The sequence below is a fragment of the Streptomyces sp. NPDC005281 genome, from assembly GCF_040607495.1.
In the GTDB taxonomy this organism is placed as follows: Bacteria; Actinomycetota; Actinomycetes; order Streptomycetales; family Streptomycetaceae; genus Streptomyces.
Genome location: NZ_JBEXGX010000008.1, coordinates 210,679 through 225,711 on the forward strand (window position 1 = coordinate 210,679; position 15,033 = coordinate 225,711).

Genomic DNA, 15,033 nt, shown 5'->3' on the forward strand with positions numbered 1-15,033 from the left:
CGCCTCATGCCGCCCGACGAGGGGTTGCCGTCAGACGATGCCGTCAGACGATCCAGCCCGGTTCCAGCTGCACCACGTCCCCCGCGAGGGCGACTATGTCGGCCTCGAGCTGGGCGCGCAGCGCCAGTCTCTCCAGCCGCTCGGCACGGTATTTTCCGTGCTCGGCGGACGACTGCCACATCGACAGGACCAGGAACTCGCTGCCGGGCGCCTCGCCGAACATGCCCCGGATCATCCCTGGCGAACCGGCCATGGCGGGGTTCCAGACCTTCTCCTGCATGAGCGCGAAGTGCTCCGCGCGCTCCTCGTGGACACGGCAGTGCGCGACCCGGACCGTGTCGGAGTCCGTGAAGCGCGGCTCGAAGCCCGTCTTCACGTCGAAGCGATAGTCGAACAGCTTGACCTGGGAGTCCTTGAAGGTGCCCGACTGCGAGGCGGCGAGGCGATCATGGGACCGGGCCATGAAGGAGTCGTAGAAGGCGCGGCTTTCCCAGAACGAGAAGATGTGCGCGACACCGGACCGCCCCACACTCCAGCCTCCCCCCTGTCCCCGGAATCCCGGCTCCCCCAGAAGCCCCGCCCACCTTCGCTGCCCCCGTTCGAAACCGCGGCGGTCCACCACGGTGCAGCGAATCCACTTGACCAGCACCGCGCCATCGTAAGGCCCCGGAACGTGGCGCCGGTCACGCTCCGGCGGAGTGGATGCGGGCGCACGCCCCGGCGCGCATGGCACGATGGACAACCGGCCCTACTCTCAGGGGAGTTGGTCCGGTGACTGCTGAGGAACGGGGAGGGGACTTCCGGTGAACGGTCTCAACAAGGGGATCCGCAAGGCCGAGTTGGCCATCAAATGGGATCCCAGTCCCGTGGGTGAGCCCGCGACCGATCTCGACATCGTCGCGGCGACGTATCTGGCGTCCGCGCCGCAGGGGAATCCTGACTATGTGGTGTATTTCGGCAGCCGTTCGCCGGACGGCACCATCTATCTGAACCGCGACAGCAAGGACGGCAAGGGCTTCGGCTGGGACGAGGTCATGACGCTGGAGCTCGACCGCCTGGACAGCCGTTACACGCGCGTGGTCGTCGGTGTCCTCATCCAGCAGCGCACCGAGGCGCGGACGTTCGTCGGCGTCCTCAACCCCGGCTTCCGCCTGCGCGAGGGCTACACCGTCCTGACCCAGGGCGACTTCGGCGACGTCCTGGGCTCGACGGCCGCGACCATCGGGGAGTTCGTGCGCGACCACTCCGGGGAGTGGACGTTCCACGCGGGCATCCACGGCTTCGACACCGACCCGGCGACCTTCGCCAGGGTCATGGGCAGCCCTCAGGAGGCGTGAGGCGCCGCCCGGCGCCCTCCTGTCCGTGCTGTGCGGGCCTTCCCGGGCTCGCCCCGCGGCGGGCGCTCAGCCGCTCTTCCAGCCCGGGACCGTCGGCAGCACCAGCTCGGCGACGCGGAACAGCGCCGCGTCGTCGGGTGCCACGTCGTCCTGACGCCAGACGGCGATCTCGAACGAACCGCCGCCCCCCTTCGCGTCCTTGGCGACCAGCAGGCTGCGGGCGATGCCGCCGGGGCCGCTCTCGGCCTTGCCGGAGCCGAAGGTGAGGGCGATCGTCCGGTCCGAGTACAGGACCGCCGGGTGACCCAGGATCTGCCTCGGCTCGGCCTTCGGCAGCAGATCGAGGCCCTGGGTGACCGAAAGCCGGTCGTCCGAGGCCGACAGCTTCACCGAGTAGGTCTTCAGCGTGACGTTCGCTTCAGGGCTGGCGATCCTGGTGCCACCGTCGAGGGTGATCCAGCTGTCGTTGCCGTCGGCCGTCCGCGCGTGCTCGTCGGGCGTCCCGAGGAGGGCCGCCAGGTCCGGGCGGTTCAGTGCCTGGCACAGCTGCGCTCCGGAGACGTGCTTCGCCGGCGGGGCGCTGTGCCCGTCGGAGCAGGTGGCCGGTTCATCGGTGCCGCCGTTGTTCGGAAGGACCCGCGAAAGCCCCCATATGCCCCCCGTGACGCCCGCGACCAGCGCCACCGCCGCGAAGGCCTGAACCCCCGCGTTCAGGCCTCTCTTCGATCCGGCCACCTTGTCGGCCATGTCCCCCGCCCTCCCCCGCGCGCGCTCCGTGCGCGCGCAGGGAGACTAGCCGTTGATCGTTTCGCGGGAAAGGCGAATTCCACCGGGCTTCTGGCCGTCGCGTCACCGCACAGGACACCCGTCGCGTCACCGCACAGGACACCCGTCGTGTCACCGCATACGACACCCGGAGCCGGCGCATGCGACGAGCCCGCCTCCGAGCACGGCGGCACCTGGCCGGCCCACGCCGGGGGCGGTGGAGCCGACTGCCCGCTCCACCGCCCTGATCAGCTGTTCACGCCCGAAAGGCGCTCGGTGTCAGCCGCGACCGCTCGCCGAATCGGCGCCCGGTCAGCTGCAACCGCTCGTCGAACCGCAGCCCTCGCAGATGTAGCAGGACCCGGCCCGCTGCATCTTCGTACCGCAGGAGAAGCAGAGCGGGGCGTCGGCCTGGATGCCCAGCTGCATCTCCACCAGCTCGGCGCTGGTGCGGACCTGCTTCGGCGCGGGCTCGGCCGCGACGGGCTCGACCTTGGGGACCGCGACGGGCTTCAACTCCTGCGCGATGGGCGCGGACTGGGCCAGGCCCTCGACGTCGAGCTCGTCCTCGGAGGGCTCGTACGAGCCCGTCTCCAGGTGACGCTGGCGCTCCTCGGCGGAGTGGATGCCGAGGGCGGAACGCGTCTCGAAGGGCAGGAAGTCCAGCGCCAGGCGGCGGAAGATGTAGTCGACGATCGACTGCGCCATCCGCACGTCCGGGTCGTCCGTCATGCCGGCCGGCTCGAAGCGCATGTTGGTGAACTTCGAGACGTACGTCTCCAGCGGCACGCCGTACTGGAGGCCGACCGAGACGGCGATCGAGAAGGCGTCCATCATGCCCGCGAGGGTGGAGCCCTGCTTCGACATCTTCAGGAAGACCTCGCCGAGACCGTCGTCCGGGTAGGAGTTGGCGGTCATGTAACCCTCGGCGCCGCCCACCGTGAAGGAGGTGGTGATGCCGGGACGGCCCTTGGGCAGACGCTTGCGGACCGGGCGGTACTCGACGACCTTCTCGACCGCGCTACGGATGGTGTCCTCGGCCTTCGCCGTCACCGCGGCCTTCTCCTTCTCCTTGGTCTTGGCGGAGAGGGGCTGGCCGACCTTGCAGTTGTCGCGGTAGATCGCGAGCGCCTTGACGCCCATCTTCCACGCCTCGAAGTAGACCTCTTCGACGTCCTCGACGGTCGCCGTCTCCGGCAGGTTGACCGTCTTGGAGAGCGCGCCGGAGATCCACGGCTGGATCGCGGCCATCATGCGGACGTGGCCCATCGCGGAGATGGAGCGCTCGCCCATGGCGCAGTCGAAGACCTCGTAGTGCTCGGGCTTGAGGCCGGGGGCGTCGACGACATTGCCGTTCTCGGCGATGTGGGCGACGACCGCCTCGATCTGCTCCTCCTGGTAACCCAGGCGGCGCAGGGCCTGCGGCACGGTGCCGTTGACGATCTGCATCGAGCCGCCGCCGACCAGCTTCTTGAACTTGACCAGGGCGAGGTCGGGCTCGAGGCCGGTGGTGTCGCAGGACATCGCCAGACCGATGGTGCCGGTCGGGGCGATGACGGAGGCCTGCGCGTTGCGGAAGCCGTTCTTCTCGCCGAGGCGGACCACGTCCTGCCAGGCCTCCGTGGCGGCGGCCCAGATGGGGGAGTCCAGGTCGTCCATACGGACGGCCGTGGTGTTGGCGTCGGCGTGCTGCTTCATGACGCGCTGGTGGGGCTGTGCGTTGCGGGCGTAGCCGTCGTACGGGCCGACGACCGCGGCGAGCTCGGCGGAACGCTTGTACGACCTACCGGTCATCAGAGAGGAGATGGCGCCGGCGAGGGCGCGACCGCCGTCGGAGTCGTACGCGTGGCCGGTCGCCATCAGCAGGGCGCCGAGGTTGGCGTAGCCGATGCCGAGCTGACGGAAGGCGCGGGTGTTGTCGCCGATCTTCTCGGTGGGGAAGTCGGCGAAGCAGATGGAGATGTCCATCGCGGTGATGACCAGCTCGACGACCTGGGCGAAGCGCTCGACGTCGAAGGACTGGTGGCCCTTGCCGTCGTCCTTGAGGAACTTCATCAGGTTCAGCGAGGCGAGGTTGCAGGACGTGTTGTCCAGGTGCATGTACTCGCTGCACGGGTTCGATCCGTTGATACGACCGGACTCCGGGCACGTGTGCCACTGGTTGATCGTGTCGTCGTACTGGATACCCGGGTCGGCGCAGGCCCAGGCGGCCTCGGCCATCTTGCGGAAGAGCGACTTGGCGTCGACCTTCTCGATGACCTCTCCGGTCATGCGCGAGGTGAGGCCGAACGTGCCACCCTCCTCGACCGCCTTCATGAAGGTGTCGTTCACGCGGACCGAGTTGTTGGCGTTCTGGTACTGGACGGACGTGATGTCGTCGCCGCCCAGGTCCATGTCGAAGCCCGCGTCACGCAGGGCGCGGATCTTCTCCTCCTCCTTGACCTTGGTCTCGATGAAGTCCTCGATGTCGGGGTGGTCGACGTCCAGGATGACCATCTTGGCCGCGCGGCGGGTGGCGCCGCCCGACTTGATGGTTCCTGCCGAGGCGTCGGCACCGCGCATGAAGGAGACGGGACCCGAGGCGTTGCCGCCCGAGGAGAGGAGCTCCTTGGAGGAGCGGATGCGGGAGAGGTTCAGGCCGGCGCCTGAGCCGCCCTTGAAGATCATGCCCTCTTCCTTGTACCAGTCGAGGATCGAATCCATGGAGTCGTCGACGGACAGGATGAAGCAGGCGGAGACCTGCTGGGGCTGGGGGGTACCGACGTTGAACCAGACAGGGCTGTTGAAGCTGAAGATCTGGTGCAGGAGGGCGTACGCCAGCTCATGCTCGAAGATCTCGGCGTCGGCGGGCGACGAGAAGTACTTGAAGTCCTCGCCGGCCTTCCGGTACGTCTTCACGATGCGGTCGATGAGCTGCTTGAGGCTCACCTCGCGCTGCGGGGTGCCGACGGCACCGCGGAAGTACTTGCTGGTGACGATGTTGACCGCGTTCACCGACCAGAAGCCGGGGAACTCGACGCCACGCTGCTCGAAGTTGATCGAGCCGTCGCGCCAGTTGGTCATGACGACGTCACGGCGCTCCCACTCCACCTCGTCGTACGGGTGCACGCCGGGGGTGGTGTGAATGCGCTCGATGCGCAGTCCCTTGCTGGCCTTGGCTCCGCTCTTCGCGCGGGAACCTCGTGCCGGACCGCTCGCCGTCTCTGTCATGCCGCCTCCCAGTTACAGGCTAAAACGCGCTGAAGTGCCGCGAACTTCCCGTGGCACCGTCTGTGTCTGATGCCGCGCACGCCGTTGGTACGGCCGTGCGCTGCAAGTCTGTGGTCGCCGCCCGCGGGCGGGCCCGGACGCCCCGGAGGGTCCGGTCCGCGGTCAGTCGGCGACGGCGGCCGGCACGGGAACCTCCGCGGTTCCGCCGGACCTGTGATCGCTCTCCTGGCGCACCGCGTCCGGGACGTCGTCGTCCGCGGCGGGGCGCTGATTCACCTGCCTGAGTTCCGCGATGGCGGCTTCGAAGTCGTCGAGCGAGTCGAAGGCCCGGTACACGGACGCGAACCTCATGTACGCCACGAGGTCGAGTTCCTGCAAGGGTCCGAGTATGGCCAGCCCCACGTCGTGGGTGGTCAGCTCGGCGCTTCCGGTGGCTCGCACCGCCTCTTCGACCCGCTGGCCGAGCTGCGCGAGCGCGTCCTCGGTGACGGGCCGCCCCTGGCACGCCTTGCGCACGCCGTTGATGACCTTGATGCGGCTGAAGGGCTCGGTCACACCGGAGCGCTTCACCACCATCAGCGAGCACGTCTCCACGGTCGTGAAACGACGGGAGCAATCTGGGCACTGGCGGCGCCTGCGGATCGACGTGCCGTCGTCGGTCGTACGACTGTCGACGACGCGGCTGTCCGGGTGCCTGCAGAAGGGGCAGTGCATGGCTCCAACCCTCCTTCACAGCACGACTCAGAAACCTCGCGGGACCTCACGGGCCCCTCGAAGCAGCCTCAAGCATAGGCGATGCCCGACGGTCCGGAGACCCGGGGGACCACAACTTCTGGGATGCCTCCGCAATCCAACCACTAGATGTGGGGATCGACTCATGAATTCGCCCACGACGCGCGTGTCGTACACGTAAGGGCACGGGCCGCACAGGCATACCCATCCCGGACACGCGGGGATAGCGTGGTCGACGCACGGAAGGGAGCCGCTTCCCGGCCGGCCGGCCATCGGATGGCAGACTGGGCGGCGGCCCAGGTCAGCCCGTACGGCCACCGCCTTCAGCGGTGAAGGGCACAGCGACAGCCCCTTTCGCCCGCGAGGACCGCCACCAGCCATACACCCGGACACATGCTCACGTCAGGCAATTGGCGGTTTTTCACTCGAACGTGTGTTTGGCGCAACCTTTCGAAAGCAACTACCGTTGTCCAGCAGGGAGACCATCGAGAGGGGCCGACGTGACCACCACCGCAGACAGCGCCACCATCACCGCCCAGGACCGCTCCCAGGGCCGACTCGAGCCGGTGCATGTGATGAACGAAGCCGCGAATCATGAGGGGCCAAAGCGCTCCCTGCCTGGCCGACCTCCAGGCATCCGGGCCGACAGCTCGGGACTCACGGACCGGCAGCGCCGGGTGATCGAGGTGATCCGGGACTCCGTGCAGCGGCGCGGCTACCCGCCGTCGATGAGGGAGATCGGACAGGCCGTGGGCCTCTCCAGCACCTCCTCCGTCGCACATCAGCTGATGGCACTGGAGCGCAAGGGCTTCCTGCGGCGGGACCCGCACCGCCCGCGCGCGTACGAGGTGCGGGGTTCCGACCAGTCCTCGGTCCAGCCGACGGACACGGCGGGCAAACCGGCCGCGTCCTACGTGCCGCTCGTCGGCCGTATCGCCGCCGGTGGCCCGATCCTCGCCGAGGAGTCGGTCGAGGACGTGTTCCCTCTCCCCCGCCAGCTGGTCGGCGACGGAGAGCTGTTCGTCCTGAAGGTCGTGGGTGACTCGATGATCGAGGCCGCCATCTGCGACGGGGACTGGGTGACGGTCCGCCGCCAGCCGGTCGCCGAGAACGGTGACATCGTCGCCGCGATGCTGGACGGCGAGGCCACGGTGAAGCGCTTCAAGCGCGAGGACGGGCATGTGTGGCTGCTGCCGCACAACTCGGCGTACCAGCCGATCCCCGGTGACGAGGCGACCATCCTCGGAAAGGTCGTCGCCGTACTGCGCCGGGTGTGACACCGCGACGGGCGGTTCGCCGCCTCCGCCCCTGACCGGGCCCCGGAACCAACTGCGCCGGTTCCGGGGTCCTGTGCGTTCACTGGCCCCTGGCCCTGACCGGCCGTCCGACCGCGGGGTCCTGGACGTCGGGCCGCCGCCGCGTCACGGGCCCGGGAGGCTGCCGTCCTCCGGACGTGACGGGCGCGCGCTCCGGAACTTCTCCCGCCCGGTGAAGCCACAGAGGTCTTGGCACTGGGGCCGGCCACACCCAGCGAGGCACACACGTCTGGACCCCGGGGCCCAGCACGCCCTGCGACGCCGCCGACGTCCGGTGAAGCGGCCCACGTCTTGGCCCTGGGAGCCCGCACGCCCGGCAGGGCCCCACACGCCTTGCCTCTGAGGCCAGGACGTCTCATGGGCCTCAGGTGCATGTGCAGGGTCTGGGACGCGCTACTCGTCCCCCGGGGCCGTCTCCTCCTGCTCCGACTCGGCGACCTCGTCGGCCCCGCCGTCGGACCTGTCCGTCTCGTTCGCCTTGTCGGCTGCCTGTTCGGCCGTCCGGGCCTTCTCGTCGATCGCCGCGAGGGATCTGCGGACCTGGCCCGGGTCCGTGGTGTACCAGAAGTCGGGCAGCGAGGCCTTCAGATAGCTGCCGTAGCGGGCCGTGGCCAGACGCTGGTCCAGCACGGCCACCACACCCCGGTCCCCCGTGGCCCGCACGAGACGGCCGGCACCCTGGGCCATGAGGAGTGCGGCGTGCGTGGCGGCAACGGCCATGAAGCCGTTCCCCCCCTTCTCCTCGACCGCCTTCTGGCGTGCGCTCATCAGCGGGTCGTCGGGGCGGGGGAAGGGGATCTTGTCCATGACGACCAGCTGACAGCTGGAGCCCGGCACGTCAACGCCCTGCCAGAGCGAGAGAGTGCCGAACAGACAGGTCTTCGGGTCGGCCGCGAAGTTCTTGATCAGCTCGCCGAGCGTCTCCTCGCCCTGGAGCAGGATCGGATACTCGGGGATGCGGGTCCGCAGTTCCTCCGCCGCGAGCTGGGCCGCGCGCATCGAGGAGAACAGACCGAGCGTGCGGCCGCCGGCGGCCTGGATCAGCTCGGTGAGCTCGTCCAGCATGTCCCCCCGGTCGGCGTCCCGCGCGGGGCGCGACAGATGCCGGGCGACGTACAGGATGCCCTGCCGGGGGTAGTCGAAGGGCGAGCCGACGTCGACACCCTTCCACTGGGGGAGGTCATCGCCCTCGGTGCCTTCCGGGGCGAGCCCCATCGACGCTCCCACGCCGTTGAAGTCGCCGCCGAGCTTTAGGGTCGCGGACGTCAGGACGACCGACCGGTCGGCGAAGAGCTTCTCCCTGAGGAGCCCGGACACGTTCATCGGAGCGACCCTGAGCGAGGCTCCGAAGCGGTCGTGACGCTCGTACCAGACGACGTCCCATTCGGAGCCGTTGGCGATCCGCTCCGCCACGGCGTGCACGGCCTCGACGGACGCCAGTGCCTGCTTGCGTACGGCGTCCTCGTCCTGGACGGACTTGTCACGGGTCGAGCCGATGGCGGTGATCACCGTGCGGGCGGCGTCACGCAGCGCCATCAGCGCGTACCCGAGGTCCTCCGGGATCTCCTCCAGCCGACCCGGCAGAGCAAGCTCCATCAGGCGCTCGAAGCCCTCGGCGGCCGTCTGGAGCTGATCGGCGGCCTTTTCGTTGGCGAGCTTCGCGGCACGGCGCACAGCACGGTTGACCTGCCCCGGCGTGAGCTCGCCGGTCGCGACGCCGGTGACCCTGGAGACCAGTTCGTGGGCCTCGTCGACGATCAGCACCTCGTGCTGCGGCAGGACCGGCGCGCCCTCGATGGCGTCGATCGCGAGCAGCGCGTGATTGGTGACGACGACCTCGGCGAGCTTGGCACGCTCGCGGGCCATCTCGGCGAAGCACTCCGCTCCGTAGGCGCACTTGGTGGCGCCGAGGCACTCCCGGGAGGACACGGACACCTGACCCCAGGCCCGGTCGGAGACACCGGGTGTGAGGGCGTCGCGGTCTCCGGTCTCGGTCTCGTCCGACCAGTCGCGCAGCCGCATCAGGTCCTGTCCCAGCTTGCTGGTGGGCGCGGCCGCCTCGAACGGGTCGAAGAGTCCCTCTTCCTCGTCCTGCGGCACCCCCTCGTGCAGGCGGTGCAGGCACAGGTAGTTCGACCGGCCCTTCAGCATCGCGAACTCGGGGCGGCGGCGCAGCAGCGGATGCAGCGCGTCGACGGTGCGCGGCAGGTCCCGCTCCACGAGCTGGCGCTGGAGCGCCAGGGTGGCGGTCGCCACGACCACCCGCTCACCGTGCGCGAGCGCGGGCACCAGGTAGCCGAGCGACTTTCCGGTGCCGGTGCCCGCCTGGATCAGCAGGTGGGAGCTGTCGTCGATGGCGGCGGCGACGGATTCGGCCATCGTCACCTGGCCGGGGCGCTCCGTACCGCCGACAGCGGTGACGGCAGCATGCAGGAGTTCGGGGAGGGAGGGCTTTGTCATAGCGCTGCCAGCCTACGGGTCGCCACTGACAACCGAGTGATCAAGCCCGGAACCGACGACGTGATCAAGCGGGGTCCGGGCCCGGCCGCGGGGTCCTGGTGCGGCTCGGACGGACCGTGGGAGGCGGGCCTCTCCCGGGCGTCCGGGACGGCGGAGGGATGGGGCACGGAGACGACTCCTCGGCGGGGAACCGGATCGGGACGGGCGGCCGGTGGACCGGGAACGGCCGCTCTACAGCAGATCGCGCAGGGCCCGGTCCCGGATCATGAGCGCGGCCCGCTTGCCGGGCAGATCGACCTCGGCGGAGAACCGGAAGCCTCCGCTCAGAAACGCGGACACGGAGGGGGTGTTGCGGAGGTCGGGTTCGGCGACGACACGGGCGCACGCGGGACGCTTGTCGAGTACGAGGTCGGCGACGGCTCTGAGCAGAGTGGAGCCGAGGCCTCGCCCGCGGTCGGCGACCCCGCCGATGAGGAGGTGGATCCCCGTGTCGTGGGGTCGGGCGGGATAGTGGCGCGCCAGGGAATCGAGATCCGCGCGGTAGATCTCCCAGTAGCTCATCGGAATGCCGTCCAGCACTCCGAGACACGGGACGCTGCGTCCGTCGCCGTCGAACTGCCGGCGCAGATGTTCCTCGACCACGGCCTCGGGTCCCGCCAGTTCCCAGAACTCCGCGACGGCGGGGTCGTTCATCCAGCGGTGGAGGAGAGCGAGGTCGCGGCCCGCCCGCACCGGGACGAGGTGGAGGACGCCAGCCGGTGTCCTGGCCGGCCCCCAGCCGCCGACGCGGTCGAGCAGATCGTCGTCGTCCGGGCTCCCGTCCGGGACGCCGTGCGCAAATCTGCCGGGGGTCGCGTCCGGGGCCCCCTCCTCGGCCCCGTCCCCCGACCCGGTACCCCCGGCGCCCCCGGCGAACAGTGCGATCAGTTCGTCGGAAAGGCGCAGCTCGAGCGTGTCCTCGCAGTCCGTGCCGGTGCCGGGGTCGAAGCCGGTGCCCGCGCGGGGCCCTGATCCTCGGTCGGCTCGGGTGGCGCGGGCGGTGCCGGCGTCGGTGCTCTCATCGGTGGGAGACACGACGACGCTCCTCTCGGGAGACGGGATGGGTCATGTTCCTCAGGAATGGAGGGGGTTGGAGATGGTGACGTAGACGGACTGGGTGTCGACGGGACCGACGAGTTCGTCGAGGCCGTGCAGCCGGGTGAGCAGGTTGGCCTTGCAGCGCAGGACGGGTGAGTCGAGCAGCAGGGCGGGCAGCGGGGTGCGCAGCCGGGCCGGACCGGTGGCCACGCCGCCCAGGAAACGCCGGAACGCTGCCAGCAACAGGCTCTCGTCGGCGAGCCGTTGGGAGCCGAACGCCCCGATGAGGCCGAACACGTTGTTGATGGCGAGGTAGTAGGCGAAGCGTTCGTCGGTGACCTCGTCGGAGACGAACGTGTCGCTCTGCGCACCGATGCCGGGCAGTCGGCGATCGAGTTCCGCACGCCGGGACTCGCGGAAGTAGTAGCCCTGGTTGTCGCGGTAGCGCCCGCCCGTAGGCCACCCGTCCGCGTCCAGCAGGAGCAGGGTGTTCTGCTGGTGCGCCTCCAGCGCGATGCCCGCCTCGCTGTCCAGCCAGAGCACGGGGCGTACGACCTGTTCGAGATACCGCAGGAACCACTCGGTCGCGACGGCGCCGCGCGGGCGGCCGGTCCGGTCCGCGAGACCGGTGACGATCTCGCTGAGCCGGGAGCGCATCAAGGGGCCGCGGCCGGCCGGGGTGTGCGTACCCGGCCGGGCGTACGGCCGGGGTGAGACCAGCCCGGCGACGCAGCCGACGTCGTGCGCCGGCCCGAACGGGTTGTGGCGGATCATCACGTCGAGCCCGGGGACCGGGGCGCCGTCCTGGCCGTCGACGGCGAGCCAGGACGGATCGCGGACGATGTCGAAGCCGGGGTGCACGGACTGCCACTGCGCGAACAGGCCGCCGCGCAGCAGGCGGTGGACCTCCGCGCCGCGGTGGAGTTCCTTGCGGAGGTTCTCCCGGCGGGAGTTGGTGATGCGCAGCCCCAGTGACAGCTTCAGCATCGCGGGGGCGCCGGTGCGGTAGACGGTGCGGACGGACGAGGTGGGATGCCATGGGGCGCCCTGCGGACCGAGGTTGTGGAGCAGTCCGGCATCCAGCAGGGCCGCGGTCTCAGGACGGTACCGGACCTCGCGCATCTGCCACGGGTGCAGGGGCAGTACGGCGGCACAGCCGGCCGGGAGCGAGACGCCGGGCCCCGCCAGCCGCAGGGTCAGCTGCTCGGCCGGCACGGGGCGGCCGCGCTCCGTCCAGGCCGAGTCGGAGGCCAGTACCGAGGGGGCGACCGCCATCCAGTGCAGGCGGAAGGAGCCGCGCAGCTCGGGTGAGTAGAGCCTGCTCTCCGCGTCGGAGAGGCCGTCGCGCCCCTTCGGGGTCGGGTGCAGGGGATGGCCGAGGAGGAGCGCCTGTTCCGCGGCGAGGAAGCGGTCGGCCGGGTCGGCGGGGTGCTCCCTGCGGTCCCTGATGAACACCGCGGTGCGCCGGACCGAGTCGGCGACGCGGCCCACGAGATCGGTGCCTTCACCAGCCGGGCTGTCCGGGCCGGCAGGGCTCTGCCGGCTGTCCGGGGGTGGGGCGTCGGCCCCGGGGGCCGTCTGCCGTGCGAGCAGGGCCGCCACTGTCACCGCGTCGACGGCAGGTGCCTGTTCGGGAGCGCCGGCGAGGAGGGGAAGCCCGAAGCGGTGCCACCCGGAGCGGGACCAGTGGTGGACGGGAACGAGCAGGGTCGCGCCGCTGGCGGGCAGCGCGATACGCAGCGTGCCGTCGTGGGGGGCGGCCAGGTTGTTCTCCCGTACCCAGCAGCGCAGCAGGTTCTCGACCGCCGCCGCCTGCGCCGCCGTCCGGATGTCGGCGTGGTCCAGCGGATCGGGCGCAGCCGCCCCGTCCGACCCGTTCGGCACAGCCGACCCGTCCGACAGAACCGACCCGTCCGCCATATCCAGCAGAGCCGACCTGTCCGGCACAGCCGAACCGTCCGGCGCATCCGACCGGTCCGCCACATCCAGCAGAGCCGCCCCGTCCGACACAGCCGAACCGTCCGGCACATCCAGCCGACCCGGCAGATCCGGTGCATCCCGCCGACCCGGCAGGTCCAGCAGTTCGACGGCGGCCCCGCCCGGCCGTTCGGGCGCCCACTCCGGCGCCTTCTGCCGGGGAACGGACTCCGGTCCGGGCAGTTGCGGGGCCGGTGTGCCGTCGGCCGCTCGCTCGTACGGGGTGGGAGGGCTGTCGGGTGCGGGGGTGGCGTTCACGAGTGGTTCCTTGCGGGTCGTTCGGGCTCGTGCGCGACGAGACCGGGCCGGAGCCGGGGTGCGTCGCACTCCTGGCGTTCCTGGCCGGCTGCCGGGGAGCGGAAGCGGGGAGGGGTGGTGGGCCGGGCGGGACGGCGGCCGGCCGTCACGGAGGACCGTCGGCGCTTCCTGCCGCATCCCTCCCGGGGTGCCGGTCCCCGGGAGTCGCCGAGCTGACCGCGATCACGGCGTCCGCGAGCCGGTCGAGCACGGCGGACGCCTGTTCGTCGCTGATCGTCAGCGGAGGAAGGAGCCGTACGACGCTCGACCGGCGGCCCCCGAGTTCCACGATCAGGCCGCGCCGCAGGCACTCCCGCTGTACGGCGGCGGCGAGTTCGGGAGAGGCGGGGAGGGGGCCGTCGGGGGCGTGATGCGGCTGCCCTTCGGGGTCCACGAGTTCGAGGCCGATCATCAGGCCGCGGCCGCGTACGTCGCCGACACAGGGGAACTCCGCGGCGAGCGAGCGCAGTCGTTCCAGCATGCGGGCGCCGACCGTCGCCGCGCGTTCGGCTAGGCCGTTCTCGCGGACGTACGCCAGGGTGGCGGTGCCGGCGGCCATGGCCAGTTGGTTGCCGCGGAAGGTGCCGGCGTGGGCGCCGGGCTCCCAGACGTCGAGGTCGTCGCGGTAGACGATGACGGCCAGCGGCAGGCTGCCGCCGATGGCCTTGGACAGCACCATCACATCCGGGGTGATCCCGCTGTGTTCCACCGCCCAGAACGTGCCGGTGCGGCCCACGCCCGTCTGGACCTCGTCCACGATCAGCGGGATGGACCGGTCCTGCGTGATCTCGCGCATCCGCCGTGTCCAGGTGTCAGGCGCCGGAATGACCCCGCCCTCGCCCTGGACGGGTTCGAGGATCATCCCGGCGGGGAGCGGAACGCCCGACTTGGTGTCGTCGAGGAGGGACTCCGTCCAGCGCGCGGCGAGTTCGGCGCCGCGGTCGCCGCCGATGCCGAACGGGCAACGGTAGTCCTGCGGATAGGGCAGGCGCGCGACGCGTACGTCGGTCGCGCCGCCGGACGCTTCGAGCGCGCCCGCGGTCATCCCGTGGTAGGCGCCGGTGAACGCGAGCATGCCGGTGCGGCCGGTGGCCGTGCGCACCAGTTTGAACGCGGCCTCCACGGCGTCCGTCCCGGCCGGTCCGCAGAACTGGACCCGGGCGCGCTCGGCGAACCTCGGCGGAAGCGTGCGGAACAGCTCGGTGGTGAAGGCATCCTTGACCGGTGTCGCGAGATCCAGGACGTGCAGGGGTGCCCCCGAGTCGAGGACCTTCCTGACCGCCTCGAGGACGACGGGATGGTTGTGCCCGAGGGCCAGGGTCCCGGCTCCGGAGAGACAGTCGAGATAACGGCGCCCGTCGGCACCCTCGATCGTCAGCCCGCGGGCTCGTACCGGAACGATCGGAAGGGCGCGCGCGTAGGTGCGTGCCGCCGATTCGCGCGCCGACTGGCGCCGCAGAATGCCCTCGTGCGCCGCGCGCGCCCGCTCGGCCGCTCCGGCGCCGGTGTCCCGCGCTCCTTCGGATTCCCCTGGCGCCCCCACCGGCACCATCGCTGACTCGGTCACGGCCACGACTTCAGGTCCTCCCGCTGTTCAGAGGCGAGTTGGCAGGAAGGTCCGGACGCAGACGGCAGGCCCCCCGTACGTACCAACGACGCCGGTGGCGTTGAGAAGCGGGTGAGTCCGGGGTTCCTTACCCGTTCTTTGCCGGGGAGGACCGGTGTGGCCACTTCGATGACTGTCCGTCAGAAACCCGAGGACGGCGCGGGCACGCCCTCGTAGCTGAACCGTTGCCGTTCCGTCGGGCGTCCCTCATGACGACCGCATAGTCTGTGTTGCCGTTCGGCCGCGCCGGACGAAC

At 70.6% G+C, this 15,033-nt stretch carries 10 protein-coding genes; 2 read left to right on the plus strand and 8 right to left on the minus strand.

Translation table 11 applies throughout. From position 1 onward, the window contains the following. Nucleotides 1-43 precede the first annotated feature (43 nt). Nucleotides 44-649, minus strand: a complete 606-nt coding sequence (locus ABZV42_RS14290; RefSeq protein ID WP_355980927.1) for a YdbC family protein — start codon at nucleotides 647-649, stop codon at nucleotides 44-46. A 154-nt stretch (nucleotides 650-803) separates the two neighbouring features. On the opposite strand from ABZV42_RS14290, the gene ABZV42_RS14295 reads away from it, so the two are divergent. After that, complete coding sequence (locus ABZV42_RS14295; protein ID WP_355980925.1) at nucleotides 804-1,337, plus strand: TerD family protein; 534 nt, start codon at nucleotides 804-806, stop codon at nucleotides 1,335-1,337. A 66-nt stretch (nucleotides 1,338-1,403) separates the two neighbouring features. On the opposite strand, the gene ABZV42_RS14300 is transcribed toward ABZV42_RS14295, so the two are convergent. The 3 genes from ABZV42_RS14300 to nrdR form a co-directional block, all read right to left on the minus strand. Next, nucleotides 1,404-2,084, minus strand: coding sequence for a DUF6215 domain-containing protein (locus ABZV42_RS14300; RefSeq protein ID WP_355980923.1), 681 nt, complete (start codon nucleotides 2,082-2,084; stop codon nucleotides 1,404-1,406). Nucleotides 2,085-2,414: 330 nt separating this feature from the next. Continuing rightward, the gene (locus ABZV42_RS14305; RefSeq protein ID WP_355980921.1) at nucleotides 2,415-5,312 is read right to left on the minus strand and encodes a vitamin B12-dependent ribonucleotide reductase; all 2,898 of its coding nucleotides are present in this window, start codon (nucleotides 5,310-5,312) and stop codon (nucleotides 2,415-2,417) included. Nucleotides 5,313-5,474: 162 nt separating this feature from the next. Continuing rightward, nucleotides 5,475-6,026, minus strand: coding sequence for a transcriptional regulator NrdR (nrdR, locus tag ABZV42_RS14310; protein ID WP_356052076.1), 552 nt, complete (start codon nucleotides 6,024-6,026; stop codon nucleotides 5,475-5,477). A gap of 518 nt (nucleotides 6,027-6,544) precedes the next feature. Between nrdR and lexA the strand changes: the two genes are divergently transcribed. Further along, a complete protein-coding gene (gene lexA / locus ABZV42_RS14315; protein ID WP_103549644.1) occupies nucleotides 6,545-7,321 on the plus strand; it encodes a transcriptional repressor LexA in 777 nt (258 codons plus the stop codon). Nucleotides 7,322-7,753: 432 nt separating this feature from the next. Here the strand turns inward: lexA and ABZV42_RS14320 are convergent, their stop codons facing one another. The 4 genes from ABZV42_RS14320 to ABZV42_RS14335 all read right to left on the minus strand — a co-directional run bounded on the left by ABZV42_RS14320 (nucleotide 7,754) and on the right by ABZV42_RS14335 (nucleotide 14,744). After that, on the minus strand, nucleotides 7,754-9,820 hold the full coding sequence (locus ABZV42_RS14320; RefSeq protein ID WP_355987848.1) for an ATP-dependent DNA helicase: 2,067 nt from the start codon (nucleotides 9,818-9,820) through the stop codon (nucleotides 7,754-7,756). Between the two features lie 231 nt (nucleotides 9,821-10,051). Beyond that, nucleotides 10,052-10,894, minus strand: a complete 843-nt coding sequence (locus tag ABZV42_RS14325; protein ID WP_356052078.1) for a GNAT family N-acetyltransferase — start codon at nucleotides 10,892-10,894, stop codon at nucleotides 10,052-10,054. Nucleotides 10,895-10,933: 39 nt separating this feature from the next. Next, nucleotides 10,934-12,817 carry an IucA/IucC family protein gene (locus tag ABZV42_RS14330; RefSeq protein WP_355987934.1) on the minus strand — a complete coding sequence of 628 codons (1,884 nt, stop codon included), beginning with the start codon at nucleotides 12,815-12,817 and terminating at the stop codon, nucleotides 10,934-10,936. A 460-nt stretch (nucleotides 12,818-13,277) separates the two neighbouring features. After that, on the minus strand, nucleotides 13,278-14,744 hold the full coding sequence (locus ABZV42_RS14335) for a diaminobutyrate--2-oxoglutarate transaminase family protein (protein WP_355987852.1): 1,467 nt from the start codon (nucleotides 14,742-14,744) through the stop codon (nucleotides 13,278-13,280). Between the last annotated feature and the right edge of the window lie 289 nt (nucleotides 14,745-15,033).